Genomic DNA, 23,805 nt, shown 5'->3' on the forward strand with positions numbered 1-23,805 from the left:
CCGGGCATCCGCGCTTGCTTCTGTGGATGCGGCGTGTAATACTTCCCCGCGTTCATCAGAATGAACCGCAGTTCACATATATGAATTCATGCATGGGGACTTGACTGCAAGTTGCTAATCAATGGAGATAGCCGATGTCCACACAGAAATCAGCGCACGATCCCGCGCTGGCTGCCATCGTTCGTAAGGTAACGCGGCGCCTCATTCCTATTCTGCTTCTGATGTACATTCTCGCCTTTCTGGACCGAGCGAACCTCGGCTTCGCCAAGGCCGCGTTCCAGGCCGACACCGGTCTCTCTGACGCCGCGTATGCGCTCGGTGCGGGCATCTTCTTCCTTGGGTATGCGGCCTTCGAGGTTCCCAGTAACTTGATCATGCGCCGCGTCGGCGCGAAGATCTGGCTGGCTAGAATCATGGTGACATGGGGAATCGTTTCCACCTTGATGATGTTCGCCACTACAGAGTGGGCCTTCTACGTCTTGCGAGTCCTGCTCGGCATCACCGAGGCCGGCTTCTTCCCTGGTGTCATCATGTTCCTGACCTACTGGATCCCGCTCAACTATCGCGGTCGCGTGAATGGGCTGTTCTACTTTGGGGCGCCGCTCGCTTTCATCCTTGGCGGACCGCTTTCCGGAGTGCTGCTCGACCTTGATGGCCTTGGCGGACTCGCCGGCTGGCAGATCATGTTCATGGTCACCGGTGTGATCACGGTGATCGTGGGCATCGGTGCCTTCTTCTATCTGGACAACGGGCCCACCACCGCGAAATGGCTCAGCGATGATGAGCGCACCGTGCTGCTGCGCACACTCGAGGCCGAAAACGCGGCCAAGGCCAACCAGTCGCCCAACGGCGCGATGCGCTCTATTGCCAATCCGAAGGTGCTGTACTTTGCCGGCATCTACTTCACCATCCAGATGAGCGTCTACGGCATCACCTTCTACTTGCCCACCCAGATCGCCGAGATCGTGGGCAGCGGAGTGGGACTCCAGGTCGGCCTGCTGACTGCGGTGCCGTGGGGCTGCGCGCTCATCGCTACGTTCGTGCTCAGCCGACTTGCGGACAGCACAGGACAACGCCGCATCATCGCAGCCAGCGCACTCGCCGCAGCTGGCGTAGGAATCGTACTCTCGGGAGTCTTCGACAACCCGGTGATGGCCCTTGCCGCGATGTCCCTCGGTGCCGCAGGGTTCATCTCCGTTCAGCCCGTGTTCTGGACGCTTCCCACATCGTTCCTCGTGGGAGCAGCCGCCGCGTCTGGCATCGCCTTCATCAACTCCATCGGCAGCCTTGGTGGGTTCGTCGCTCCGATCGCCAAGAACTTTGCCGAGGAGCAGTTTGGCCCCACGGCCGGCCTCAACATGCTTGCTGTGATCGCACTGGCCGGAGCCTTCCTTATCTTTGCCAGCAAATGGATCGTGCCCGCGATCCGGGCCACCGACGGAAAGACCACCAGCGCCCCTCTGCTGGTTGACGTAGAGAAGTAGGAGATCATGCTCGCACTGGTATTGCACGAAATCGGCGAATTCCGTGTCGAAGAACGAGAAGATCCCACACCCGCCGCTGACGAAGTACTGATCCGGGTCAGTGTCACCGGCATCTGCGGCTCCGACATCCATGGGTACACAGGAGAGAATGGTCGACGTTTTCCGGGCCAGATCATGGGCCACGAATCCGTCGGACACGTGGCTGCCCTGGGCGCCGAGGCGGAAGGCCTCGGACTCCACCTCGACCAGGTCGTCACGTTCAATCCCGTGGTCATTCCCACAACGGATGCTGACACCTTCGCCGGGCGGGAACAACACAGCCCGAACAAAACGGTCATCGGCGTGGCCCCGCATATCCCTGCTGCCTTCGCAGAGTACGTGGTCGTGCCCGCCCGCAACGTTGTCCCACTTCCCGCAACTATGCCCATTGAATACGGCGCGCTCGTAGAGCCGCTGGCCGTGGCCGTGCACGCGGTACGACGAGTGCTCCGACGTACCGATGAACGTGCTCTCGTGATTGGTGGGGGGCCGATCGGTCAGTCCGCAGTTCTCGCTTTGCGGATGGAGGGCGTGGATACGATCTTTGTCAGCGAAGTAGATCCGGCCCGCCGTGCCCTCTGCGCCCGCCTCGGCGCCACGGTGCTCAATCCGACGGCAGGGCCTCTCGTCGAGGCGCTCGTCGCTGACGGCGGATTGGTCGACGTCACAATCGACGCGGTTGGAATCACTCTCACGGTCGCTGATGCTCTGAACGCCACGAAATTCGGTGGGAATGTCTGCCTCGTTGGTATGGGGTCGCCCAAGCTGGATCTCGAAGCCTTTCGGCTCAGTACTGAGGAGCGCAGCCTCGTGGGCAGCTTTACGTATTCCGCGCAGGACTTCACCGACGCGGCCGCGTATATCGCGTCTGGCGCTCCCGAGATCGCAGAGCTCATCAGCCGTGAGGTGACACCCCACGACGCGGATGCTGCCTTTGCTGCCCTCTCCCGTGGAGACGGCACAGCGGGCAAAGTGCTCGTGCGCTTCTCTTCGTAACCATCTCGCATCCGCTCGTTTGAAAGGCAGTTTCATGGCACACGAAAGAACCATTCGACAGGTCCGCGCGTACACGCTTCGCGGCGGCGGCGCTGACTACCATGACCAGGCTCCCGGGCACTGGATCGACGACCACATCGCCACCCCCATGTCGATGTACCCCGAATACCGCCAGTCTCGGCAGAGCTTCGGAATCAACGTGCTGGGCACCCTGGTCGTAGAGATCGAAGCGGATGACGGCACCGTCGGCTTCTCGGTAACCACGGCCGGAGAACTGGGCGCGTTCATCGTCGAAAAGCACCTCGCGCGTTTCCTAGAAGGCTCAAAAGTCACAGACATCGAGCGCATCTGGGACCAGATGTACAAATCGACGATCTTCTACGGACGTCGGGGCGTCGTTCTCAACGCCATCAGCGGCGTCGACCTGGCACTGTACGACCTGCTGGGACGCATCCGCCAGGAGCCAGTCTTCGCTCTGATCGGCGGCAAGGTGCGCGAAGAACTCGAGTTCTACGCCACCGGAGCACGCCCAGACCGGGCCAAGGAACTCGGGTTCATTGGCGGAAAGATGCCCCTGCACCATGGGCCAGCCGAGGGCGAAGAGGGCATGCGCAAGAACCTCGAAATGATCCGCGACATGCGGGAGAAGGTGGGGCCGGACTTCTGGCTCATGCTCGACTGCTGGATGTCCCTCGACGTGGACTACGCCACCCGCCTCGCCCACGGCGCGGCCGAGTTCGGTCTCAAGTGGATCGAAGAAGCGCTCATGCCGGATGACTACTGGGGCTATGCGCAGCTGAAACGCCAGGTTCCGCCGACGATGCTGGTGACGACCGGGGAACACGAAGCGACTCGGTGGGGGTTCCGACACCTGCTCGAGATGAACGCCGCGGATATCATCCAGCCCGACGTCGGCTGGTGCGGTGGCATGACAGAGCTGCTCAAGATTTCCGCCCTGGCTGATGCTCACGGAGCCCTCGTTATTCCGCACGGATCATCGGTATACAGCTACCACTTCGTCACCACCCGCACGAACAGCCCCTTCGCCGAATTTCTGATGATGCACGATACGGCCGAGGAAGTCGTGCCGATGTTCTCACCGCTCCTGCTCAACGAACCCGTACCGGTGAATGGGCGCATGAAGGTGCCGGAGACTCCCGGATTCGGCGTCGAACTCAACCCGGACATTGCCAAGTTCCGCCCTTACACCCACTAACACCTGAAGGACAGAACAAGATGGAATTCATGAGATTGGGCGAGCCGGGCGCTGAAGTGCCGGTGATTCGCGAGAACGGCCACTATTTTCGACTCGACATTCTGACCGCCGATATTGACGGTGCCTTCCTGGCGAACGACGGTATCGAACGAACCCGTACCGCACATGCTGCCGGGGAGTTGGCCGAGTTCATCGCGCCGGATGGTATTCGCATCGGTTCACCGATTGCCCGGCCGATGGCGGTGCTGTGCATCGGTCAGAACTATGCCGCGCACGCCGCAGAATCCGGCGATGCGCCGCCCGAAATACCGATCCTCTTCTACAAGCACCCCAATACGGTTGTCGGCGCGTACGACGATGTCGCTGTGCCCCCAAATGCGACCAAGGTTGACTGGGAGATTGAACTCGGTGTCGTCATTGGCAAGCGCGCCCGATACCTCGCCTCGCCAGAGGATGCCCTCGACTACGTGGCCGGCTACGTCACGAGCAACGATGTGTCGGAGCGGGACTATCAAGTAGCTCAGTCCGGTGGTCAATGGTCAAAGGGCAAGAGCAGTGAGACTTTCAACCCGCTCGGGCCGGCCCTGGTGCCTGCCCTCGAAGCGGGGGACCCCCAGCAGCTACGACTCTGGTCGAGAGTCAATGGCGAGCCCCGTCAGGACTCGAGCACAGCCGACATGATCTTCAGCGTGGCCACGATCGTCTATCACCTGTCTCAGTACGTCGTTCTAGAACCTGGGGACCTGATCAATACCGGAACACCGAAAGGCGTCGCGTTATCCGGACGATTCCCCTATCTCAGGGCGGACGATTTCATGGAGGTCGGAATCGATGGAATCGGCGCCCAGCGCCAGCGTCTGGTGCCCGCCGTCATATAGCGATATTCCCGCTAGAGCCAAGCGAACCCCGCCGCCGGGTAGGCCAACTAGCGGATGCCCACGCGCCGGTGCAGGAATGCGTGGGTGCGCATCCGCTTGAAATGACGTGCCCGGTCTTTCGCCCGCGGGCAGCCGGTTCTACAGTGTTTCTAGGCAACCTCTAATACGCGCTGTCGCTCGTTGCGATGGTATGACTTTCAGTCCTTCAGGTTCTTGTTGCCGAACATCTGAAAGGCCGCGCCATGTTCGAAATCATTCTGGCCGCCATCGCCCGCAGCTACTTCTTCCTGCGCCGGTTCATGCCGACCGCCATCGTGATCGACGCGATCAATATGCGGCGCGGGTTGAAGTGGGGCGTGCCGGCGATGCCGCTCGCCGTCCCGTATGCGCTTGCAGCCATCTACTGCCGATCCCAGATCGAAGCCGGTGGTTCCGGTTGGCTAAACCTGCTCGTGATTGTGTGTCTCTGGAATACCCTGAAGCTTCTTCTGATCGGGCCGATCAGCCTGCTGAAGCTGATCGTGGTGCGCGTTCGTGAAGCCGTGGCCCGCCGTCGCATGGCGCGGGTGCTGCTTATCGAGGGTGCCGAGCCGATCGATGAGCGGATGCTTGTGTCGGGGCGCAGTTGACGGTTCGTAGCCGACGGCGGACTTGCCGATAGCGAGGCTGTGGGGAGCGCCATCTGCTTGGATCAGGTTCGACGTGCTCCCTTTAGCGGATGTTGCCGCGCACGTCACCGACCTCGTCACGGCGGCGGAGGGCGCTGGCGCAGGCTGACAGCAACTCCCCGAGTGACGACTGTTCGGCTGTGCTGAGACCTGACTTCATTCGATCCTCGACTCGCTTGATCGCGGTGCTCGGCGGGCCGAGCGTGCTGTCACAGCAAGGCGGTTCCAGTCAGGACGACTTCGGCGCGACCGCCGACCCATGTGGTGCTGTCGTCATCGCTGGTGATGTAGATGAGTCCGCTCCGGCCCCGGGCAGTGCCTTGGGAGGCTCGGTACGGTGCGCTGGTACGGCCGGTGGCGATAAGCCATTGAGCGGCGGCGGCGTTGAGGCTTCCGGTTACGGGGTCTTCCAGGAGGGGCCCGTTACCGTCGGTGAAAAACGCTCGCAGTTCGAAGGCTGACTCAGATGCCGGGTCGTGGGCGCCGATCACGCCAATGTCCCAGCGGCCGGCATGCGCTGAGGCATCTGGACGGAGTTCAAGAACAGTGCGCGCGCTGTCGAGCAGCAGCCCCACCCAGCCGGGCCCGTTGTCCAGCCAAGAAGCGTCGATGACGTGCTCGGGTCGGATACCGAGAATGTCAATCAGTTCGCTGACCAGCTCCGGGTCGACGCTACCTGAACGCAGCAACGGCGGTGCGGCGAAGGCAAGTCGGTCGTTTTCTATTCGCACGGATATCAACCCTGCCTGGCATTCCTGCACCAGCGTGCCGGGAGTTGCGGGCACCCCGCCAGCGTCCAACCAGGCGCGGGCCGTGCCGAGAGTCGGATGACCTGCGAAAGGCAGTTCTGTGCGCAGACTGAAAATGCGGACTCGATAGTCTGCCTCCGCTGTTGTAGGAGGTAGAACAAAGGTGCATTCGGAGAGGTTGGTCCACACCGAGAAGGCGCGCAGGGCGTCATCGTCGAGGCCCTCCGCGTCGAGGACTACGGCAACCGGGTTTCCTGTGCAGGGGCCGTTGCCGAACACGTCGACCTGGCGAAAGTTTCGGATCATGCTCGAACGTTATCAAGTATCACTTTGATGAGACGTTGGCTGCGGACACGGCAGGCCCACCCTCGGCTCACCGACGGCGTCGAGCGAATCGACGATCTTATGGTCGTGTCCAGTCCTGACTGACGGAACGTCACGGCTGGCGTACCTCTTGTTAGCGGCATGATTGGCTCACACACAGGTCCGCCTACAGGAGGCTTCACTATGACGATCTCGCAGGAGCAGTTCGACGACCTGCTCAGCCGCAGCGCGCTGGCTGCGCTGTTCTACTATCCGGAGATCGCTGTCGACGATGACGGCCGCAACCTGCAGAAAGACATCGCGTATTGCTTGGAGCCCGTCGCCGGGATCGGTGACGAGGACGCAGATCGGCTCCGTGTCGTGATCGGGCGTGTGATCACTAATCCGACGGCGCATCGCTCGGAACTCCTTGCGCTCGTCATCGAGCTGGCTCCGCCGCCGGCCGAATAACCGCGATCATGAACGACCCGTCTGAGGAAGGTGCCGCGGCGCAGAAGCCGCTGGTGGAGCAACCGCATGTCGATGAGGCGGAGAAGCGGAGGCAGTATGTGGCGGCGAACCGCGATCGGATCCGCGAGATGAATCGTCTCTGGCGTTCGGAACATCTTGACCGGGCCCGGGAGTTGAATCGGGACTCGATGCGTCGGGCTGCGGCTCGCCGGCATCGTGAGGCGGAGGTGCGGGCGCGGGGGAGGGAGCGGGCGAAGCGGTGGCGGGTGGAGCATCCGGAGCGCCGGCGGGAGTATCAGCAGCGGTGGGTGGCGGAGAATCGCGAGAAGGTGCGCGAGTATTACAACCGCTACTACGAGGCTCATCGCGACGAGGTGAACGCCCGGGCCGCGGCCAGGCGGGATGCCGACCCGGAGCGGACGAAGCAGATCACCCGGCAGTGGGCGGAGCGCAACAAGGAGCGCCGGGCCGAGTTGCAGCGCAATCGGCGCAGTGATCCCGAGATCTACCAGTCCGAGCTGGAAGCCAACGCTGCCGCGCGGCGGCTGAAGCGCAGCTTGAGTCGGGCCGGCCTCCCGCCGAAACTTCTGCACGCGACGACTGCGGCTGAGCGCCGGGCGAATGAGCGTGAGGCCGACGCCTACTTCGATGATCCGTCGCGGCCTGAGCATCTTCGGCAATTCACCGTATTTGCTGAATCGCTCACCGAGCACATGCTCAAGAACGGTGCCCGCATGCGCGAGTTCGCCGAGGCCTACGTGTCGTCAAGGGTGCGCATGGGGCTCCCACCAGTGTCGGCGGAGGACATCGTGTATGCCCGGGCCGTCGAGATAGTCGCAGAGCGGATGCGCCGGGTCGATCTGCTGACCGGCCGCGACGTCGCTGCGGCCGTGCGAAGTACGAAGGCCGCGGTGCGGCGCGAGGAGCGGCAACGGCAGTTCGATCAACTTGTGAAGGCTGTCGTGGTGCACTTTCACCAAGACAGTGGGCGATTGGACGCCGAGGCAGAGGTAGAGAACCGGGCGCGGGCACATCGGGGGATGCCGCGGGTGCCGACCCAGTCGTTGGTGGTGCAGCTTGCGCTGCAGGACGTCATCGAGCGCATGCCTACGAGCAGGTTGACCAAAGCGGATGCTCGGACCGTCGTCCGCATCGCAGCCCTGCACATCGCGACCTTGCTCGAATCTAGGGACGTGATAGACCAATCGGTTCATCGACGGGCGCTCTCGTAGTCGATGGAGACGAAAGGACCGAGCAAACCGGGCTCTTCTGAAGGCCGGACGCGCTGACGCGCTGCAGGCCTTCTTGCCAGCATCCAGGCCATTTAGGAAAAAATCGAAGGTGCTGGAGGGCTTGTAGGCGCTCGCAGAAACGACTTGTCTGTTGCGCCCTAGAGTGAGGTGAACCGAACACGAATGGGACTAATGACGATCCAGACCTCCACCCCTGATCCGCGCGGCCCTGTGTTCATCTCGAAGCGTGAGTGAACGCGACGTGCCTGCTCTGCGGGAGGTTGCACCTCGGGAGCCCGTCATCAAGGCTGCCATGAGTCGACGCCTCCGCTGGTTCCTAGGGCCACTGTCAGGCGTACTCGTTGTGGTGCTCATTGTCGTCGGCCTAGGTTACGTCGCCAGCAGCCAGGCGGACTCCGACGGCGACGGGTTGGCAGATCACGTTGAGGCGTCCGGCTGGCGCACGGTCGGTGGCAACACGTTCACCACTGATCCTCATGCGGCCGATACGGACGGCGACGGGCTCACCGATGGGGACGAGGCGGGTCGGGTGGTCTCTGACCCCGGCGCGANCCCTAAGGTGGCTCACAAGTCCATCGTTTACCCATCAAATTCGTCTCTATTTGACCCAAAACGATGGGCTACAATCGGAGGCAGCGAATCGTTTGGTTCCCTGTAAAACAAGGGAATCCGAGGGTTTTCGGACACATTCGGTAACGACCAAATTAAGGCCAGAACCTTCAGGGGTCGCAGGTTCAAATCAGTCAAGGCCGACCTGAAAAGGGATGCAGCCCTCGGGACCACTCCTGGCCGGTCCAGAAAGAACTTTTCTGATCCAAGTCGATGGTGTACCTCAAGAGTATGCGGCTTCTTGCCTGCGACTGTGGCACTTGTTGCCAAAGCGCGCGGTCTCATGGCGCAGCCGGACATTGGCGCCCCGACGATCGCAGCCGAACGCGGTCAACAGCACCCAATACCATTTGGGTTCGCGTTCCCGTGTGCCCGCGGGGACATCGCCTCTGACAGCGGCTGAGCGTGGTGGAACACTAGTCGCTGATGGCCGAATTTTTGAGGGGGACCGTGCTCGGCCTAATCGATGCGATCGCGACGACGAAGCGTTTGTCGAATCCTCTTGTGCGTCGCGGCGCACCTTCGACACGAAGGTGGAGGTGGCGCGGTGACGGTGTCGATGCGGGTGATGAGCGCCGGCGACGGCTACAAGTACCTGCTCCGCACGGTCGCCGCCGGTGACGGTAAACGCCTGCTGTCGACGCCGCTGACTCGTTACTATACCGAGGAGGGCACGCCGCCGGGTCGGTGGATGGGAGGTGGCCTCCACGGCCTTGGCGATGGGCTCGTGGTTGAAGGTGACGTCGTCACCGAGATGCAGCTGCAACTGCTCATCGGGTTGGGCCGCGACCCGATGACTGGCGAACCACTCGGGCGCGCGTACCCGGTCTATCGCTCTGCCGCCGACCACGCCCTAGACGGTCCATGCACCGACGGTCGCGGACTTACCGAGCGGGCCGCGGCATCCGCTGTGGAACAGCCCGACGAAAAGCGCCGTCGCGCCGTCGCCGGCTATGACTTCACGTTTTCGACTCCGAAGTCGGCGAGCGTCCTGTGGGGTGTTGGCGAGGCGGCCACGCAGGAGATCATTGTGCAGGCTCACCATGCGGCGGTGGCCGAGGTCCTGGCGTACATGGAGCGCGAGGTCGCAGCGACCCGCACCGGCACGACGACGCAGGGCGGCGCCGTGGCGCAGGTCGATGTGACCGGGCTGATCACGACGGCGTTTGATCATTTCGACAGTCGGGCCGGCGACCCGCACCTGCACACGCACGTGGTGATCAGCAACAAGGTGCAGACCGTGCTCGACGGCAAGTGGCGTTCGCTCGACGGCCGGCCGCTGCACGAGGCCGTGGTGGCGCTCTCTGAACTGCACGAGTCCCTGTTCGCCGACGAGCTCACGCGCTCGCTCGGCGTGCAGTGGGAGCAGCGGGAGCGCGGGCGAGATCGCCACCCCGCCTGGACTCTGACCGGCGTGCCTGACACTCTGGTTGCAGAGTTTTCGACGCGGTCCCGGCACATTGATGTCGAGACGGACCGGTTGATCGAGGAGTATGTGACCAGCCACAGGCGGCGGCCGAAGCCGGTGACGATCATGAAGCTGCGCGCGCAGGCCACACTGACCACCCGGCCGGCGAAGCAGGTGCACTCGCTGGCGGATCTCATGGCGGCGTGGCGGGAACGCGCTACACGCGTGCTCGGGCACGACGGGCTGACGGTCGCCGGGTCGTCTCCGGTGTTGCTGCGCGCCGAGGACCTGCCGCGCGAGACTGTGGATGCGCTCGGGGTGAGCGTGATGACGGCCGTCAGCGAGAAGCGCGCCACCTGGCGGCACTGGAATCTCACGGCCGAAGCCGCCCGCCAAACGATGCCGTACCGGTTCGCATCGGCATCCGATCGGGAAGCCGTCGTCGGACTCATAGTGGATGCCGCCGAGCGCGCGTCCCTGCGCCTCACGCTGCCAGAGCTGGCTGTGAGCCCTGTGGAGTTTCAGCGGGATGATGGGACGTCAGTGTTTCGTCCGAAGCATTCCGTGGTGTTTACCTCAACCGAGTTGCTGGAGGCGGAGTCTCGACTGCTGGAGCGGGCCGCGCTTTTGACCGCACCCCGGGTGCGACTCGGTTCGGCTTCTTCTACCCGGCTGCCGGGTGGTGGCCGGCTCGCCGAGGACCAGGTCGCGGCACTCGCGTCGGTCGCCGGTTCGGGCCGCGTGATCGATGTTCTGGTGGGGCCGGCCGGCGCGGGCAAAACCACGGCGATGAACGCGCTTCGGCGGGCTTGGGAAGCAGCGCATGGTGCGGGTTCGGTCGTCGGGCTTGCTCCGTCGGCTGCCGCCGCGACGGTTCTGGCGACGGATCTCGGGATCGCGACGGAGAACCTGGCGAAGTGGTGGCAGACCCATCTGGACCAAGGGTCGTCGTTTCGGACCGGTCAGCTCGTGATCATCGACGAGGCCTCCTTGGCGGGCACCCTGTCGCTGGATCGGGTCACCGCGCTCGCTCTGGATGCGGGCGCGAAGGTGCTGCTGGTGGGCGACTACGCCCAGCTGCAGTCGGTCGACGCGGGTGGCGCGTTCTCGCTGCTCGTGCACGATCGAGCGGATGCTCCCGAACTCATCGACGTGCACCGCTTCATGCACGAGTGGGAGAAGAACGCCTCCCTCGGACTGCGCCAAGGTAACCCCGACGTGATCGACCGGTATTCCGTGCACGACCGGCTGCGTGATGGCAGCACCGAGGCGATGGCGGAGGCCGCCTACGAGGCGTGGCGTGCGGACATCCGCTCGGGGAAGTCGACCGTGTTGATCAGCGACTCGAATGAGGCCGTCGCAGCGCTGAACGTGCGCGCTCGCACCGAGCTGATTCTGGAGGGGCGGGTGGACGCGCTGCACGAAGTCGCCCAGCACGATGGAACCCGCGCCGCCGTCGGTGACACGGTCATCACCCGGCGCAACGATCGGCGGCTGTATGCATCCCGCAGCTGGGTGCGCAACGGCGACCGATGGAACGTGATCGGCGTGCACCGGAACGGTTCGGTTGAGGTGCGGCGGCAGGGTCGGCGGTGGGGGAGCACGGTGCTGCTGCCGGCTTCGTACGTTGCTGAGCATGTCGAGCTGGGTTACGCGGTCACCTCGCATCGGGCGCAGGGGATCACGACTGACACCGCGCACGTCGTCGTCGCGCCGAGCACGCCGCGCGAGAACCTGTACGTCGCGATGACGCGTGGTCGCGCGGCGAACACCGCCTACGTCGCCGTCGACCGGCCCGATGCTGCCCACGTGGGGCCGCGGCCGGGTGACGCTGCGGACGTGACGGCGCGCAGCATCCTCTGTGGCATTCTGCAGCACGTCGGTGCTGAGCTGTCCGCGCACGAGAGTCTGGCGGCCGAGCAGGATGCCTGGGGATCGGTGGCGCAACTCGCGGCGGAGTACGAGACCCTCGCGGCGGCCGCGCAGCACGACCGGTGGGTTTCTCTCGTGCGAGCGAGCGGTCTCTCGCCTTCGCAGGTTTTGGAGGTGGTCAGTTCGGATGCCCTCGGCCCGTTGACCGCGGAGCTGCGGAGAGCCGAGGCGCACTTTGTGGACGTGGCGAGCTTGTTGCCGCGTGTGGTCGCGGCGCGGGGGTTCGAGGATGCTCAGGACATCGCGGCGGTGCTGCGGGCCCGAGTCGCGTCGGTCGTGTCGCGAGATAACGGAGCGGGGCGCTCGCGCCGTTCTCCGCGGCTCGTGGTCGGGCTGATCCCTCGTGCGCTCGGGCCGATGGATGATGCCATGCACCAGGCGCTGGTCGAGCGCGCGGACCTGATCGAGGCGCGAGCCAGCGCCGTGCTCGACCAAGCGTTGCTCTCGAGGGAGCCGTGGACTCGCGCGCTCGGTGTCGCGCCGCGCGGGTCGGCTGCGGCCGCGTGGCACCAGAGCGGATGCGCCGTAGCGGCCTACCGAGACCGCTACGGCATCACCAGCGCGAAGCCGCTCGGTGCAGTACCAGAGGCGACGGCCCAGAAGGTCGACGCCGTTCGTGCCAATGCTGCACTCCAAGCGGCACACTGCCTCGCGGAGGAAGCCCGGACCTTCGATGCACCACGACTTGCCGTCAATCCGGGGCATATGCCCACGGGCATCTGGTTTTAGAAATTCTGTCAGAAACCTCTCTAGGCGGCGTCGCTCTGTTGGATGACGTGGCACCAATTGGACGCGCACACCTTTCACGTTTTGGTCGGCACGTCGTGGGCGACTTGGTCGGGGTCGCCCGGCCAGTCATTGCCAACGGACCTCGGTTTCACGGCAGTACTGTCGCACACATGGGTCCGCGGGCGGGACGCTTCCATATGATGATCCCGCAGGAGCACTTCGATGGTCTGCTGGGTCACACCGCTATCCGCGATGATGTGGGCGCTCGGGCTGCCGCTGGGCGAGACCCTGATCCTGAGCGTTAGAAGCAGATCACCAAGCAACGGGCCGACCGTAACAATGAGCGCCGTGGGGTGTCGCAACGCCATCGGCACGGAGAGCTGCCAGTCGAACCTGGCGGGGGTTTCCTAGCTGGCTGAATCTACGACTGTGAAAGCGCTTCAATCGACGCAAGTGCATAAAACGATGCGACGCTGAACAGGAACCCAAAGCCGGATAACGTCATTTCCGCCTTTTGCTTTGGGTCGCGCTTAACGAGGCGATTCCATGAGTACTTTAGCTCTGACGCCTCTTCCGGGGTAGGCGCCGCTACCAACGACGACATGAAAAGGCTCGCTCCAGCAAAAACGATAGTTGCAAATACAAATACCAACGGGGCGATGAGCGCAACATCACGAAAAAAGCCAATCAACGTGGTGCTTAGACACGCTGCAGCTAGTCCAGCGAGGATAGCGAAAGTTAGTGCGCGCCACGGCTTCATATTATTCATCCCTCGAACTATATCGGCGTTTTTGCGTTCGTGCCGCAACGAAGAGATATCCAGTTGGGAGGAACTGGGAGCCAGTTTCTAGCTTGGGGTAGCTCGAGACTATATAACTTTGATGGATGAGGCTGTCGCGCGGATGAGCAAGGAAAAGTGTACAGGGAAGACGCCTTATTACGTAAAACCTCCGCAGATGTGCAGCGTGCCGTCCGAAAGCGAATGAACACTAAGGAACAAGAGTTACTGGACCTGGATGCTGGCGCAGATGATGGCCTGCTTAGCGCTCGATGGCGCGATAAATACGACTTCATTCGAGAATCGGGCGAGATTGTCTTCATCTTGGTGCGACAGGCAGAACTAGACGGAACTCCGTTGGGGGTGGTACGGAAAGCCATCAACTTGAGGATCTTCGCTTGCTGCACCGGATCAAGGATCCTATTCCGATTACGATGGTTGGCGAGGTATAAAGACGATGGTCTTCATGGTTGATCTCGGCCAGATAGCTATCCAGCGCCTGCGGACAAAGATTTTGGAGTTCTGGAAGAGCACTGCAGGGGTCGACAGACTACGTCGTGCGGAATGTGTTTACTCGCCCTCGTGGCGCAACGGCCACACGAAGGCTGGAGGAAAACAGGGAAGTCCAGCGACCAAAATCGACAATTCCTCGAACTAGAAACCACTCGATGGGTGGCTTTTACCTCCGACCGGTTTAGTTTTACTCCGCGTATGGCCTCTGGGAAATGGCTTCCCGCGAATACGATGATTGGGCTGACCGCAAGCGGTGGTCAGCAAGCCGAGTGCTTTCCTCAGTCGAGACAATGGTTGCTCCCTTCCGTGCCCAAAGTACGAACTCGAAATGGGATGCTGCCCCGGCTAGGGCGGCCGCGTCGTCTTGATTCATACGCAGGCACAGCTGTGCGCGCTAGAACAGCGCTTCGAAACGATTCGGCACGCACGTCGCTGCCATGTGACAGCGCCCACTGGTGGTACGTCGGGACTTCCGTTTGTGTTTTATCGGATCTAGACTTTTCTCAGGCAACCCATAGTGCGCGCCATCGCTCGTTGCGATGACAAGATCTGAGAGGCCGCGCGATGTTCGAATTCATTCTGGTCGCCACGGCCCGCAGCTACTAATTTTTTGCGGCGGTTTATGCCGACCAACATCGTAATCGACGCGATCATTACTCGTCGCGGTATCAAATGGGGCATGCCCGCGATGCTCCTCGCTGTCCCATACGGGCTCGCTGCGGCGTAGTGCGCCGGGCTCTCGTTGTCGGGCCTGTGAGCCTGATGCGCTTGATGTCGGTGCGCGTCCGCGAAGCGCGGGGGCGGCGGCGCATGACGCAGGCGCAGTCCACCGAAAGCGTCACGCCGGAACGTCTCCATCAGCCGGAGTTTGCGGAGAGGCGTCGCTGACGACTGCATCCGAATCGCCCGCCGGTCACGGTCGGCGTACCTCCTCTTAGCGGCATGATTGGCCCATACCCGTCCGCTCACAGGAGGTTCCACTATGACGATCCCGCAGGAGCAATTCGACGACCTGCTCAGCCGTACCGCGCTGGCCGCGCTGTTCTATTATCCGGAGGTCGCTGTCGACGATGACGGCCCCAACCTGCAGAACGACATCGCGTACTGCCTGGAGCCCGTCGCCGGGATCGCGGATGAGGACGCCGAGCGGCTCCGGGTCGCGGTCGGGCGCGTGATCACGAATCCGACGGCGCATCGCTCTGAACTCCTCGCCCTGGTCATCGAGCTGGCCCCGCCGCCTGCCGCGTAGCTGCGATCATGAACGACCCATCTGAGAAAGCTGCCGCGGCGCGGAAGGATCTGGCGGAGCATCCGTCTGTCGATGACGCTGCGGAGAAGCGGCGTCAGTATGTGGCGGCAAATCGCGACCGGATCCGCGAGCTGAATCGTCTCTGGCGGTCGGAGCACCTAGACCGGGCCCGGGAGTTGAATCGGGATTCGATGCGTCGGGCTGCGGCTCGCCGGCATCGTGAGGCGGAGGTGCGGGCGCGGGGGAGGGATCGGGCGAAGCGGTGGCGGGTGGAGCATCCGGAGCGCCGGCGTGAGTATCAGCAGCGGTGGGTGGCGGAGAATCGCGAGAAGGTGCGCGAGTACTACAACCGCTACTACGAGGCCCATCGCGACGAGGTGAACGCCCGGGCTGCGGCCAGGCGGGATGCGGACCCTGAGCGCACGAAGCAGATCACGCGGCAGTGGGCAGAGCGCAACAAGGAGCGCCGGGCCGAGCTGCAGCGCAACCGGCGCAGCGATCCGGAGATCTACCAGTCCGAGCTGGAGGCCAACGCCGCGGCGAGACGGCTCAAGCGCAGCCTGAGTCGGGCCGGCCTCCCGCCGAAACTTCTGCACGCGACGACTGCGGCTGAGCGCCGGGCCAACGAGCGTGCAGCCGATGCGTATTTCGCTGACCCATCGCGGCCCGAGCATCTGCGGCAGTTCACGGTGTTCGCCGAATCGTTGACCGAGCTCATGCTCGAGAACGGTGCCCGCATGCGCGAGTTCGCCGAGGCCTACGTTTTATCACGGGCGCGTGTCGGGCTGCCGTCGGTTCCGGCGGAGACCATCGTTCACGCCCGAGCCGTCGAGATAATCGCAGAGCGGATGCGCCGGGTCGACCTGCTGACCGGCCGCGACGTCGCTGCGGCTGTGCGGAGTACGAAGGCTGAGGTTTGGCGGGTGGAGCGGCAGCAGCAGTTTGATGCGCTTGTGAAGGCCATCGTAGTGCATTTTTACCGCGACAGTGGGCGGTTGGAAGCCAAGGCAGAGGCGGAGAACCGGGCGCGGGCACATCGGGGAATGCCACGGGTGCCGGTCAATTCTGTGGCGGTGCAGCTTGCGCTGCAGGACGTCATCGAGCGCGTGCCCACGAGCAGGTTGACCAAAGCGGATGCTCGGACCGCCGCCCGCATCGCGGGCCTGCACATCGCGACCTCGCTCGAACCCCGCGACGCGGTGGGCCAATCGGTTCATCTACGGGAGCTTGCAGAGTAGATGGCGAAGGAAGGACCGAGCAAACCCGGCTCTTCTGAAGGCCGGACGCGCTGACGCGCTGCAGGCCTTCTTGCCAGCATCCAGGCCATTTAGGAAAAAATCGAAAGTGCTGGAGGGCTTGTAGGCGCTCGCAGAACCGACTTGTCCGTTGCGCCCTAGAGTGAGGTGAACCGAACACGAATGGGACTAATGACGATCCAGACATCCACCCTTGATCCGCGCGGCCCTGTGTTCATCTCGAAGCGTGAGTGAACGCGACGTGCCTGCTCTGCGGGAGGTTGCACCTCGGGAGCCCGTCACCAAGGCTGCAATGAGTCGACGCCTCCGCTGGTTCCTAGGGCCACTGGCAGGCGTACTCGTTGTGGTCCTCATTGTCGTCGGCCTAAGTTACGTCGCCAGCAGCCAGGCGGACTCCGACGGCGACGGGTTGGCAGATCACGTTGAGGCGTCCGGCTGGCGCACGGTCGGTGGCAACACGTTCACCACCGATCCTCATGCGGCCGATACGGACGGCGACGGGCTCACCGATGGGGACGAGGCGGGTCGGGTGGTCTCTGACCCCGGCGCGAGCACGCTGTATGCGGGCAATTCCAACCCCACTAAGGGCGACTCAGACGACGACGATCTCGACGACAATGCCGAGACGAGCGGCTGGCTGAGCACGAGGGGCGCGGTCTACCGAACTGATCCGATGGATCCCGACACTGACGACGACGGACTCACCGACGGGGAGGAAGCGGGCCAGGCGGTATCTGACCCTGACACCGGCGTCGAGTTCGTGGTTTTCTCGAGCCCGCTGATGTCCGATACTGACGGGGACGGCCTCTCCGACGCGGCTGAAGCCGATCTTTCCCTCGACGCGTTCGATCGCGACAGCGATGGCGATGAGGTCGAGGACGGCCGCGAGGTCGAGTATCTCGGCACGGCTCCAGATGTTGCTGACACTGACTGCGACGGCCTCGACGACGGGTACGAGGTTAAGAATCAGGAGAGCCAGGGGCTCGACCCATTATCGGCCGATGTAAAGGTCGAGCCAGCGACCTACGCGCGGGAGTTCGCCCAGGGGGCGTTCGTCGGCGAGATCGTTCCGGGTGACTCTCTCGCCTGGTTGGTCGGCAATCTTGCCTCCGGAAGCTCCAGTTTCATTCCCGGAGTCGGCTGGGTGATCGGCGGGGCTGCCGACCTCCGCGATGCCATCGGGTCGGGCATCCACGCCGACTGGGTCGGCGCAGGCTTCAGCGTCGTCGGCATGGCACCGGCCATCGGCGACGCGGCCGCTATCCCCGCCAAGACCGCGAAGTTCGTCCTCCGTCACCCCGAGCTTGCCCCCGCCGTGGGTGCTGCCATCGTGGCGCTCAAGTGGGTTCCGGACGATATCAAGGTGGCGACCGTCGCGCAGGTCACGCCGAACTGGGCGTACCTCATGGCCGCCGGCTCCAGCGAAAAGTCGCTTCTCCGACTTCAGGAGGGGAGGGTCGGCCTCGATAGTCTCGCTGAGGCCATGAAACGCCCCGGTCACGTCAATGTCAACAGTGGCCGAGCTGGCTTCTTCGACACGGGTAAGGATGGAGAAACATTCCTGGCCGGGCTCTATCCAGCAACTGATGGCAGCAAATACACACAAATCGCACGTTCCACGAAAGACTGCATCGAGGCCTGCAATGACTTCCTCCGGCGATTCGATGTCCTCGCTGACAACGTGGCTCACGAGTCGAAAGTGGGTCGTGTCAATCTGAGCCCGTCAATTGAACGGCAGATTAGGTCGGATGCTTACCTTGTGGATCAGGGCGACATCGATGGAGCTCATTGGCATTTCTTCGCCAGTGCCGTCTCGAAGACTCTGGGACCGAGCAAGCCGGTGCTCGACCTCCTGGACGAGCTAGAAATCCCGTACACGATCCATATCCCCGCATAGGAGCCGCTCGATTCCCGATTACACCGACTTCGTCGCGATGACCAGTGCCGACGCGGCCGAATACCTCGCCGGCTTTCTCGGCGTTCAGCCAATGTCGCTCGACCGGTTTGCGTCGACCATCGACCGCGAACTGACGTTCTCGCCTGGCTCGCTCGAGCCGGTGTGGGATGCCGTCGAGCCGAAGCTCGCTTGGCGAGAAGGATACGAACCGCCAGCCCTGGGCCAACCCGGACCTCGAATCGATGCGGATCAGCTTGAGCTTCCCGAAGATTTGCCCTCGTGGTTCCACCACCCGAGCTCTGCGGGATACGCCCGCTTCTCCGCAGACACCCTATGGCTGATCGACGGTGCCGCTCGCTACCTCGGAGAGCTGCTCATTCAGACGATCGGGGGCCGATGGGCATCGGGCAGCGAGAGAGTCAAGGGGTACATGTACCAGAACCAGCCCGTCCTCACTGGGATCAGACCCGAGCCGGTAAGTCCGATGCAAACATGCTCCGTGCTTGCTGCGAGGTCATTGCGGCAGCGCGTGGAGCGAGGACCGCAGACCTTGACCGACGTCTACAACGCCTGGAGCGCCAGCGCGCGACCGCAGTAGCATTCGGCGACGCCCCGGTCTCCCTCGAGCGGGAACAAAGGCCAGTTCAACTTGTGGCCTGGGCTAATCGCCGGGCGCCGCGTGGACCCGTACGAGCTGGATGACCGCACCTTTGCAGTGTCGCTCCAGGTGGTCACTGCGAGCGTCCGTTTCGTGGATTCCTCAGAGGAACATTCAGCCTGCGTCCGCGTGAAGCCAGTGGCAGGCTCGCCCGTGATCGCTACTACGTCGTCACCACCACCGCGGGTGAATGTCGATCCGGTCTCCGTGGTTATCCTCATACCAGTGGTTCGTTGTCGCGCCGATGCCGTCTAATTCGATCATGATCAGTGCGTCCTCAGCTGTGGCGAGCGGTCGCCAGTCGGTGGCTGCTCGAGCGAGGGCAGCATGCAGGTGATCTCGGAGGCCAGGCTGATTCATTGCCTGGGTACCGCTATGAAATGACTCGACCGTACGCATCGCAGTCCCGAGGCCCGGCCGAGCGAAGCGCCGCCACGTATCCTTTGCGTGTTTACCGAGCGGAACGACCGTGTGCAGTTCAGGAAGCATTTGGGTCAGCTCGCGGAGGATCTCACCCCCCTCGGCCTTCTCGGCAACTCGCGGCTTCCGCTTGGTAGGTCCCAGATACCACGGGACCGCGTTCCAGATGAGAACCCCGTCGATGAGGCCGGATTGCTTACGCGCTCGCCACAGATTCTCAGCGGTGGCGTCGTCATTGTCAGAGGAGATGAATCCGGAACCCGGAACCGGGTTGAACGCGTTCGTCATGGGGCCAGGTGCCTCGAGAATGATCAACACCCGCGCTTCAATTCCGGCGTCGAGTGGATCTGTATATGGCACTTCGGCCGGAAGCCCCGCCTCGGACCGGATCGCGATGAGACGGTCCAACCAATCAGCAAGCGGGGACGCCGTTGGACTGGAGTGAAGCAGGTTCAGCCTGTCTGAAACTTCAAGACAGGCGCGGAGCGAGCGTGGCCCGGCAAGGTTCATCGTCCGAGCGTATCGAATGTTCTTACTCTCGCGGGCGACCAGTCCCTAAACGGGTGCCGCGCCCTGCCATTTACCACAGGCTCTTGAGCGGGCGCCTCGCTTGTTGTGAGTTGGCAGGCGTCGCGCTCTGGGCGATGAAGAAACTGGCAGTGACCGTCGCAGTTAGCCGCCATGATGTTCATGTGACCACCAACCGTAACGAAGCATACACAGCAGTCGATGATCTTGCTGATTGGTCTGACTGGGCATCCTTCGCAACTGCGGCACCAGTTGCACCGCTTACACCGGGCGTCTATCAGATGCGAACGCGCGATGGGGTGATCGTCTACGTTGGCATGGCCGGCGAACGCAAAGGTCAGGGCATTCGAGGCAGGCTTTCGATCTACAGGCTTGGGAAAGGCGCGGTGAGCGGGTTTGGCGAGGCGGCGCTCGATCGGGCGCTGGCGGACGCTACGTTCGTCGAGGAACACCTCGACGCCGTGCACGCCGGCCAGCCCACACGAGCTTCGGTGTGGGCGCAGGACGCCATTCGATTGCTCGATGTCGAGCTTCGGTGGGCGGAATGCGCGACCCAAGGCCGTGCTCTCGCGCTCGAAAGTGCTGCGGTCGAGATACTCAAGACTCATGCGATCTGGAATCGGATCGCATCCGGTGTCCCGCGTTCACAACGCCCCACTCAGGCTCCACGGTCATCAGGATTGGACCCCGAGGAAGAATTCGGTGCGAGCGGAGGTCGCACAGTGACGGTCGCCCAACTCACTCGAGAGTTCGGCCGCGACGGTGGGACGATTCGACGGGCACTCCGCGCCGGGTTTCCGGACCATGCGAAGGGCAAATCATGGGATCCCCTCACCGCAGCTCAGATCGCTCATGTCCGCGTGGTGCTCTCGCTGTAGCGACGGTTCCTATCTTTGGCCCGAATCCCGATCCCTCAGGGGTACGCTCCGACTTGTTGCTCATCGTCGGTCGCTCACGCGGATCTGGTCGTCGAGGAACGCGGACAGATACGTTTCCGCCCGTTGATCCGTGGCCCGTGCAGCCCGTCACCGACCCAGATCTCGCTGGGATAGTCCGCTTCGAACCGGCCGAACACCTCCCGTACCCCCGTCGGGAGTTCCAAGGTGCGGAAGTGCCGCAGCAGCGTCGACTCCGACGGCGCATCACCCAACGTGTCGGTCATGATGCGTCGCACCTGCGCGGACGTGCGCGCGGGCCGCTCCCGTTTCAACGTCGCCGCCAACGACAAGATCTGCGCTGGCGTCACGGCGCCCTGAGCGCGGCCGCGGTGCCTGCCTCCTGACGGCAACTGAAATAGGAGAAGGGCGATGAGGGTCGTTCGAGCAGTCCAGATCAGGTGTCGGCAGCCAAGTAGACGCCGTTGTGTGTGCGTTGTAGCCGACAGTTGGTTTGCCCGGTCAGTAGCGCGGCCGACAGGAGATCTCGAGACTTGGTAGTCAGCGAGGTACCGCCAAACATGTTCAGCGTCTCCCGCATCAGTTCTATTTCGTTCATCCCTGCTGAGGTGTGGCAAATGTCCGCCATTGCATTAACCAGTTCTTGAGGGCTGATGTGTTCGAGAGGGCGGGCGATCCCGGCCGTGTCGACCTGAACGGCTGGCCAGCCGACACCAGCTCACATCGACCACTCAAGTCCCAACAAGATACCTAGCTCGCGACGCCTGACCGGCGTGGGCCCTGCTCCTGTCAAGCATGCCACTTCAAGTTGGTCGTCATCAACCTTGTGCGGGCAAGTCTTACGAACACGAGGGTGTTGTCGGTGGCATGAAGTACGCAAGCCGGAGGCGAGCCGAATGACGTCGCCTCACGCTACACTCCTCGAGATCGACGGTGTTTTCAAGAATTCGTGTGATCGCGCGCAAGCGAATCCGTGCTCGGACCTATCCCGGGGGTTCAAGATGTTGGCTACTGCCAGGACAAGATATCTGATCACGGCATTTCGTCGATGGGCCATGATCTCGGCACTCGCGACACTGGGCCTTTTGTCGATGTGGGGGTCGGAGTGGTTGCATAGCGACCGCATCAGCCGGTACGACGAAGCGGACAGCGCTACTCAAGCGACTTTGCAGGGCGACTTCGCCTTCAGTGTCTCATTGTCGTCGTTCGGATTGGCATGCTTGTATAGCGGGTGGATGGCTTTCAAGGCCCGGACCATAGGAGACGACGCGTGGGCTGGAGCCAGTCAGACCGGACGGGAGATTCTCATCGGATTCGGATCGTTGGCCGTCGCGTTCGTTTTAACCGAGTCAGCGCGGGACGAAATATCGACCCTTTTCGCTATTGTCGTGCAAGGGCTTCCGGTGTTCCTAGCTGTGGGCGCCTGGATGCTTATAGTCGGCCCCGGCAGGACGGCTTATGCGCGATCTAGGGGGCTGACGCCGACCTATATGCGCGATGTTGAGAGTTTGATCACTAGAACCCCGAAAGCGACCGTCTCGATCCTGCGCCCGTGGATCTACGCTCTGTTCTGCGTAGCTCTCGTAATTGCGAACTCCGTTGCGGCGGTGTTCTTCTCCACTGCTCGAGAGATGCGGAGCGGCTTCTTCTTGCTCAAGATAAGCCAAAGCGATTTGATGATCGCTGCACTGGTCTTCCTCTCGGTCCTCGCACTCATGTTTCTCGTGATCCTCTTGCGGTTGCGACGGGTGCCCGCCGTCGACTTCTTTGAACTTCTGGCCTCCCTCAGACCGTTGGTCTTCCTGAACGTTCTGCTGCTGTTTGCAGAGTGGTACAACCTATACCAAGTGCCAATCTATACAGTGGCGGTCACCGCCCTAGCCGTAGCGATCGTTACAGTTCTCGGCCCTGCTCTGCTGCTTTCATTCTGTGGGCCGGTCCTCACCGAAAGCGCCAGAATCCGCGGCAGGGCACCGCAGGTCGAGGATAATGCGGTCCCTTCAGGCGCAAGCGTACTGCTGAGGGAACACGACGTGCTTGACGATGAGGCTGAGTAACGACGTCAGGACGGGGTAGAGGAAAAGAGTTAGGCCAGCGGAGGAAAAGGAGGTCCGCGGTCACGCAGGATCCCTGCCCTGCTAGCTTTCGTAAATAGCCCTCGACTTCGAAGGTGCGTTTTAAGGCGGGTGCGAGAACCAGCTGGGCTCGACTTGATGCGCGCTTATTTATTGTCCATTTATTCCATCGAGGTAGCACGAACTCGGTCTAGGCTGATCTCAACCTTTCAGCGCATCTGCAACGATGAAAACCTGATCCGACCGAAGTTCGTCGAGATGAATCGATGGTTCATTATCACCGGCCGAGCGACTCATGAGCACTTGGCGTAATCCGTCGGTCCCGGGTTCAAGTCCCGGCCGCCCTACTGTAAATTCGACCTGGTCAGGGTTTCTTGTCTGTACCGAAAGGCCAAGACTTGATGCACTATCCGTTTATTGGTCTTTTATTCATAAATATCCGCTATCTCTGGCCGCTCATAGAGAAGGTGCACGACCCGGTTCGAGTCATCTGGAATGACCTCGAGCACCTATGGGTTATGGACAGCGAACGACACTTCGGCCTCGGCCTCGAGCCGGTTTTAACGACAAGCGAGCTCGCCGAGTACCTCGGCTTGCAGACGCAGGCGATCTACGACCTGCGCACCGACGGACGTGGTCCCTTGGGCATTCGAGTGGGCCGGGAGATCCGCTTCCGCGTTTCCGACGTGGTGCAATGGCTTGACGGGCTTCACGAGCCAGAGACTCCCGTAGTTGACCACGGGGCCAAACAATGATGGCCGGACGACCGCGGCTGCCAGTCAGCACGTTCGGTGCCATCA

At 62.6% G+C, this 23,805-nt stretch carries 19 protein-coding genes; 15 read left to right on the forward strand and 4 right to left on the reverse strand.

Features of this window, described 5'->3' with window-relative positions:
- The first annotated feature begins 134 nt into the window (after positions 1-134).
- The 5 genes from CXY78_RS19900 (at position 135) to CXY78_RS19920 (ending at position 5,242) form a co-directional block, all read left to right on the forward strand.
- Positions 135-1,484, forward strand: coding sequence for an MFS transporter (locus tag CXY78_RS19900; RefSeq protein WP_104090856.1), 1,350 nt, complete (start codon positions 135-137; stop codon positions 1,482-1,484).
- A gap of 6 nt (positions 1,485-1,490) precedes the next feature.
- Positions 1,491-2,519 (forward strand): zinc-binding dehydrogenase, encoded by a 1,029-nt coding sequence (locus CXY78_RS19905; RefSeq protein WP_104090858.1) that lies wholly within the window; start codon positions 1,491-1,493, stop codon positions 2,517-2,519.
- A 34-nt stretch (positions 2,520-2,553) separates the two neighbouring features.
- Positions 2,554-3,735 carry an L-rhamnonate dehydratase gene (rhmD, locus tag CXY78_RS19910; protein WP_104090859.1) on the forward strand — a complete coding sequence of 394 codons (1,182 nt, stop codon included), beginning with the start codon at positions 2,554-2,556 and terminating at the stop codon, positions 3,733-3,735.
- Between the two features lie 20 nt (positions 3,736-3,755).
- Positions 3,756-4,613, forward strand: a complete 858-nt coding sequence (locus CXY78_RS19915) for a fumarylacetoacetate hydrolase family protein (RefSeq protein WP_104090860.1) — start codon at positions 3,756-3,758, stop codon at positions 4,611-4,613.
- Positions 4,614-4,855: 242 nt separating this feature from the next.
- Positions 4,856-5,242 (forward strand): sulfate permease, encoded by a 387-nt coding sequence (locus CXY78_RS19920; RefSeq protein ID WP_199182649.1) that lies wholly within the window; start codon positions 4,856-4,858, stop codon positions 5,240-5,242.
- A 248-nt stretch (positions 5,243-5,490) separates the two neighbouring features.
- Here the strand turns inward: CXY78_RS19920 and CXY78_RS19925 are convergent, their stop codons facing one another.
- Complete coding sequence (locus CXY78_RS19925) at positions 5,491-6,336, reverse strand: PhzF family phenazine biosynthesis protein (RefSeq protein ID WP_104090861.1); 846 nt, start codon at positions 6,334-6,336, stop codon at positions 5,491-5,493.
- A gap of 201 nt (positions 6,337-6,537) precedes the next feature.
- Here CXY78_RS19925 and CXY78_RS19930 point away from each other — a divergent pair, with 201 nt between their 5' ends.
- From CXY78_RS19930 to mobF, 3 genes are all read left to right on the forward strand, one after another.
- Positions 6,538-6,804: a hypothetical protein gene (locus tag CXY78_RS19930; RefSeq protein WP_104090862.1), complete on the forward strand. Its 267-nt coding sequence runs from the start codon at positions 6,538-6,540 to the stop codon at positions 6,802-6,804.
- A gap of 8 nt (positions 6,805-6,812) precedes the next feature.
- The gene (locus CXY78_RS19935; RefSeq protein WP_104090863.1) at positions 6,813-8,036 is read left to right on the forward strand and encodes a hypothetical protein; all 1,224 of its coding nucleotides are present in this window, start codon (positions 6,813-6,815) and stop codon (positions 8,034-8,036) included.
- A 1,189-nt stretch (positions 8,037-9,225) separates the two neighbouring features.
- The gene (mobF, locus tag CXY78_RS19945) at positions 9,226-12,735 is read left to right on the forward strand and encodes a MobF family relaxase (protein WP_104091041.1); all 3,510 of its coding nucleotides are present in this window, start codon (positions 9,226-9,228) and stop codon (positions 12,733-12,735) included.
- A gap of 421 nt (positions 12,736-13,156) precedes the next feature.
- On the opposite strand, the gene CXY78_RS19955 is transcribed toward mobF, so the two are convergent.
- Entirely contained in the window at positions 13,157-13,504 is a 348-nt protein-coding gene (locus CXY78_RS19955; RefSeq protein WP_140425747.1) for a hypothetical protein, read from the reverse strand.
- A 1,504-nt stretch (positions 13,505-15,008) separates the two neighbouring features.
- Between CXY78_RS19955 and CXY78_RS19970 the strand changes: the two genes are divergently transcribed.
- The 4 genes from CXY78_RS19970 to CXY78_RS19985 all read left to right on the forward strand — a co-directional run bounded on the left by CXY78_RS19970 (position 15,009) and on the right by CXY78_RS19985 (position 19,026).
- On the forward strand, positions 15,009-15,275 hold the full coding sequence (locus CXY78_RS19970; protein WP_104090871.1) for a hypothetical protein: 267 nt from the start codon (positions 15,009-15,011) through the stop codon (positions 15,273-15,275).
- Positions 15,276-15,283: 8 nt separating this feature from the next.
- The gene (locus tag CXY78_RS19975) at positions 15,284-16,513 is read left to right on the forward strand and encodes a hypothetical protein (protein ID WP_140425748.1); all 1,230 of its coding nucleotides are present in this window, start codon (positions 15,284-15,286) and stop codon (positions 16,511-16,513) included.
- Positions 16,514-16,757: 244 nt separating this feature from the next.
- On the forward strand, positions 16,758-18,428 hold the full coding sequence (locus CXY78_RS19980) for a hypothetical protein (RefSeq protein WP_140425749.1): 1,671 nt from the start codon (positions 16,758-16,760) through the stop codon (positions 18,426-18,428).
- Positions 18,429-18,465: 37 nt separating this feature from the next.
- Positions 18,466-19,026 carry a hypothetical protein gene (locus CXY78_RS19985; protein ID WP_104090875.1) on the forward strand — a complete coding sequence of 187 codons (561 nt, stop codon included), beginning with the start codon at positions 18,466-18,468 and terminating at the stop codon, positions 19,024-19,026.
- Positions 19,027-19,257: 231 nt separating this feature from the next.
- On the opposite strand, the gene CXY78_RS19990 is transcribed toward CXY78_RS19985, so the two are convergent.
- Complete coding sequence (locus CXY78_RS19990; RefSeq protein WP_199182650.1) at positions 19,258-19,914, reverse strand: uracil-DNA glycosylase; 657 nt, start codon at positions 19,912-19,914, stop codon at positions 19,258-19,260.
- A gap of 185 nt (positions 19,915-20,099) precedes the next feature.
- On the opposite strand from CXY78_RS19990, the gene CXY78_RS21300 reads away from it, so the two are divergent.
- On the forward strand, positions 20,100-20,912 hold the full coding sequence (locus CXY78_RS21300) for a hypothetical protein (protein WP_233206252.1): 813 nt from the start codon (positions 20,100-20,102) through the stop codon (positions 20,910-20,912).
- Between the two features lie 74 nt (positions 20,913-20,986).
- Here CXY78_RS21300 and CXY78_RS20000 read toward each other — a convergent pair whose 3' ends face one another.
- Positions 20,987-21,280: a hypothetical protein gene (locus CXY78_RS20000; protein ID WP_104090878.1), complete on the reverse strand. Its 294-nt coding sequence runs from the start codon at positions 21,278-21,280 to the stop codon at positions 20,987-20,989.
- Between the two features lie 885 nt (positions 21,281-22,165).
- On the opposite strand from CXY78_RS20000, the gene CXY78_RS20010 reads away from it, so the two are divergent.
- Together CXY78_RS20010 and CXY78_RS20015 are read left to right on the forward strand one after the other, a co-directional pair.
- Complete coding sequence (locus tag CXY78_RS20010; RefSeq protein WP_140425750.1) at positions 22,166-22,987, forward strand: hypothetical protein; 822 nt, start codon at positions 22,166-22,168, stop codon at positions 22,985-22,987.
- 419 nt (positions 22,988-23,406) lie between these two features.
- On the forward strand, positions 23,407-23,760 hold the full coding sequence (locus CXY78_RS20015) for an AlpA family transcriptional regulator (RefSeq protein WP_233206253.1): 354 nt from the start codon (positions 23,407-23,409) through the stop codon (positions 23,758-23,760).
- The last annotated feature ends 45 nt before the right edge of the window (positions 23,761-23,805 follow it).

The organism is Cryobacterium sp. N19 (genome assembly GCF_002929595.1).
GTDB lineage: Bacteria > Actinomycetota > Actinomycetes > Actinomycetales > Microbacteriaceae > Cryobacterium > Cryobacterium flavum.

Excerpts from the sequence above, each read along its gene's own strand:
- CXY78_RS19900 (WP_104090856.1), top strand. The coding sequence starts at position 135 with ATGTCCACACAGAAATCAGCGCACGATCCCGCGCTGGCTGCCATCGTT.
- CXY78_RS19905 (WP_104090858.1), top strand. The coding sequence starts at position 1,491 with ATGCTCGCACTGGTATTGCACGAAATCGGCGAATTCCGTGTCGAAGAA.
- rhmD (WP_104090859.1), top strand. The coding sequence starts at position 2,554 with ATGGCACACGAAAGAACCATTCGACAGGTCCGCGCGTACACGCTTCGC.
- CXY78_RS19915 (WP_104090860.1), top strand. The coding sequence starts at position 3,756 with ATGGAATTCATGAGATTGGGCGAGCCGGGCGCTGAAGTGCCGGTGATT.
- CXY78_RS19920 (WP_199182649.1), top strand. The coding sequence starts at position 4,856 with ATGTTCGAAATCATTCTGGCCGCCATCGCCCGCAGCTACTTCTTCCTG.
- CXY78_RS19925 (WP_104090861.1), bottom strand. The coding sequence starts at position 6,336 with ATGATCCGAAACTTTCGCCAGGTCGACGTGTTCGGCAACGGCCCCTGC.
- CXY78_RS19930 (WP_104090862.1), top strand. The coding sequence starts at position 6,538 with ATGACGATCTCGCAGGAGCAGTTCGACGACCTGCTCAGCCGCAGCGCG.
- CXY78_RS19935 (WP_104090863.1), top strand. The coding sequence starts at position 6,813 with ATGAACGACCCGTCTGAGGAAGGTGCCGCGGCGCAGAAGCCGCTGGTG.
- mobF (WP_104091041.1), top strand. The coding sequence starts at position 9,226 with ATGCGGGTGATGAGCGCCGGCGACGGCTACAAGTACCTGCTCCGCACG.
- CXY78_RS19955 (WP_140425747.1), bottom strand. The coding sequence starts at position 13,504 with ATGAATAATATGAAGCCGTGGCGCGCACTAACTTTCGCTATCCTCGCT.
- CXY78_RS19970 (WP_104090871.1), top strand. The coding sequence starts at position 15,009 with ATGACGATCCCGCAGGAGCAATTCGACGACCTGCTCAGCCGTACCGCG.
- CXY78_RS19975 (WP_140425748.1), top strand. The coding sequence starts at position 15,284 with ATGAACGACCCATCTGAGAAAGCTGCCGCGGCGCGGAAGGATCTGGCG.
- CXY78_RS19985 (WP_104090875.1), top strand. The coding sequence starts at position 18,466 with ATGACCAGTGCCGACGCGGCCGAATACCTCGCCGGCTTTCTCGGCGTT.
- CXY78_RS20010 (WP_140425750.1), top strand. The coding sequence starts at position 22,166 with ATGGCTTTCAAGGCCCGGACCATAGGAGACGACGCGTGGGCTGGAGCC.
- CXY78_RS20015 (WP_233206253.1), top strand. The coding sequence starts at position 23,407 with ATGCACTATCCGTTTATTGGTCTTTTATTCATAAATATCCGCTATCTC.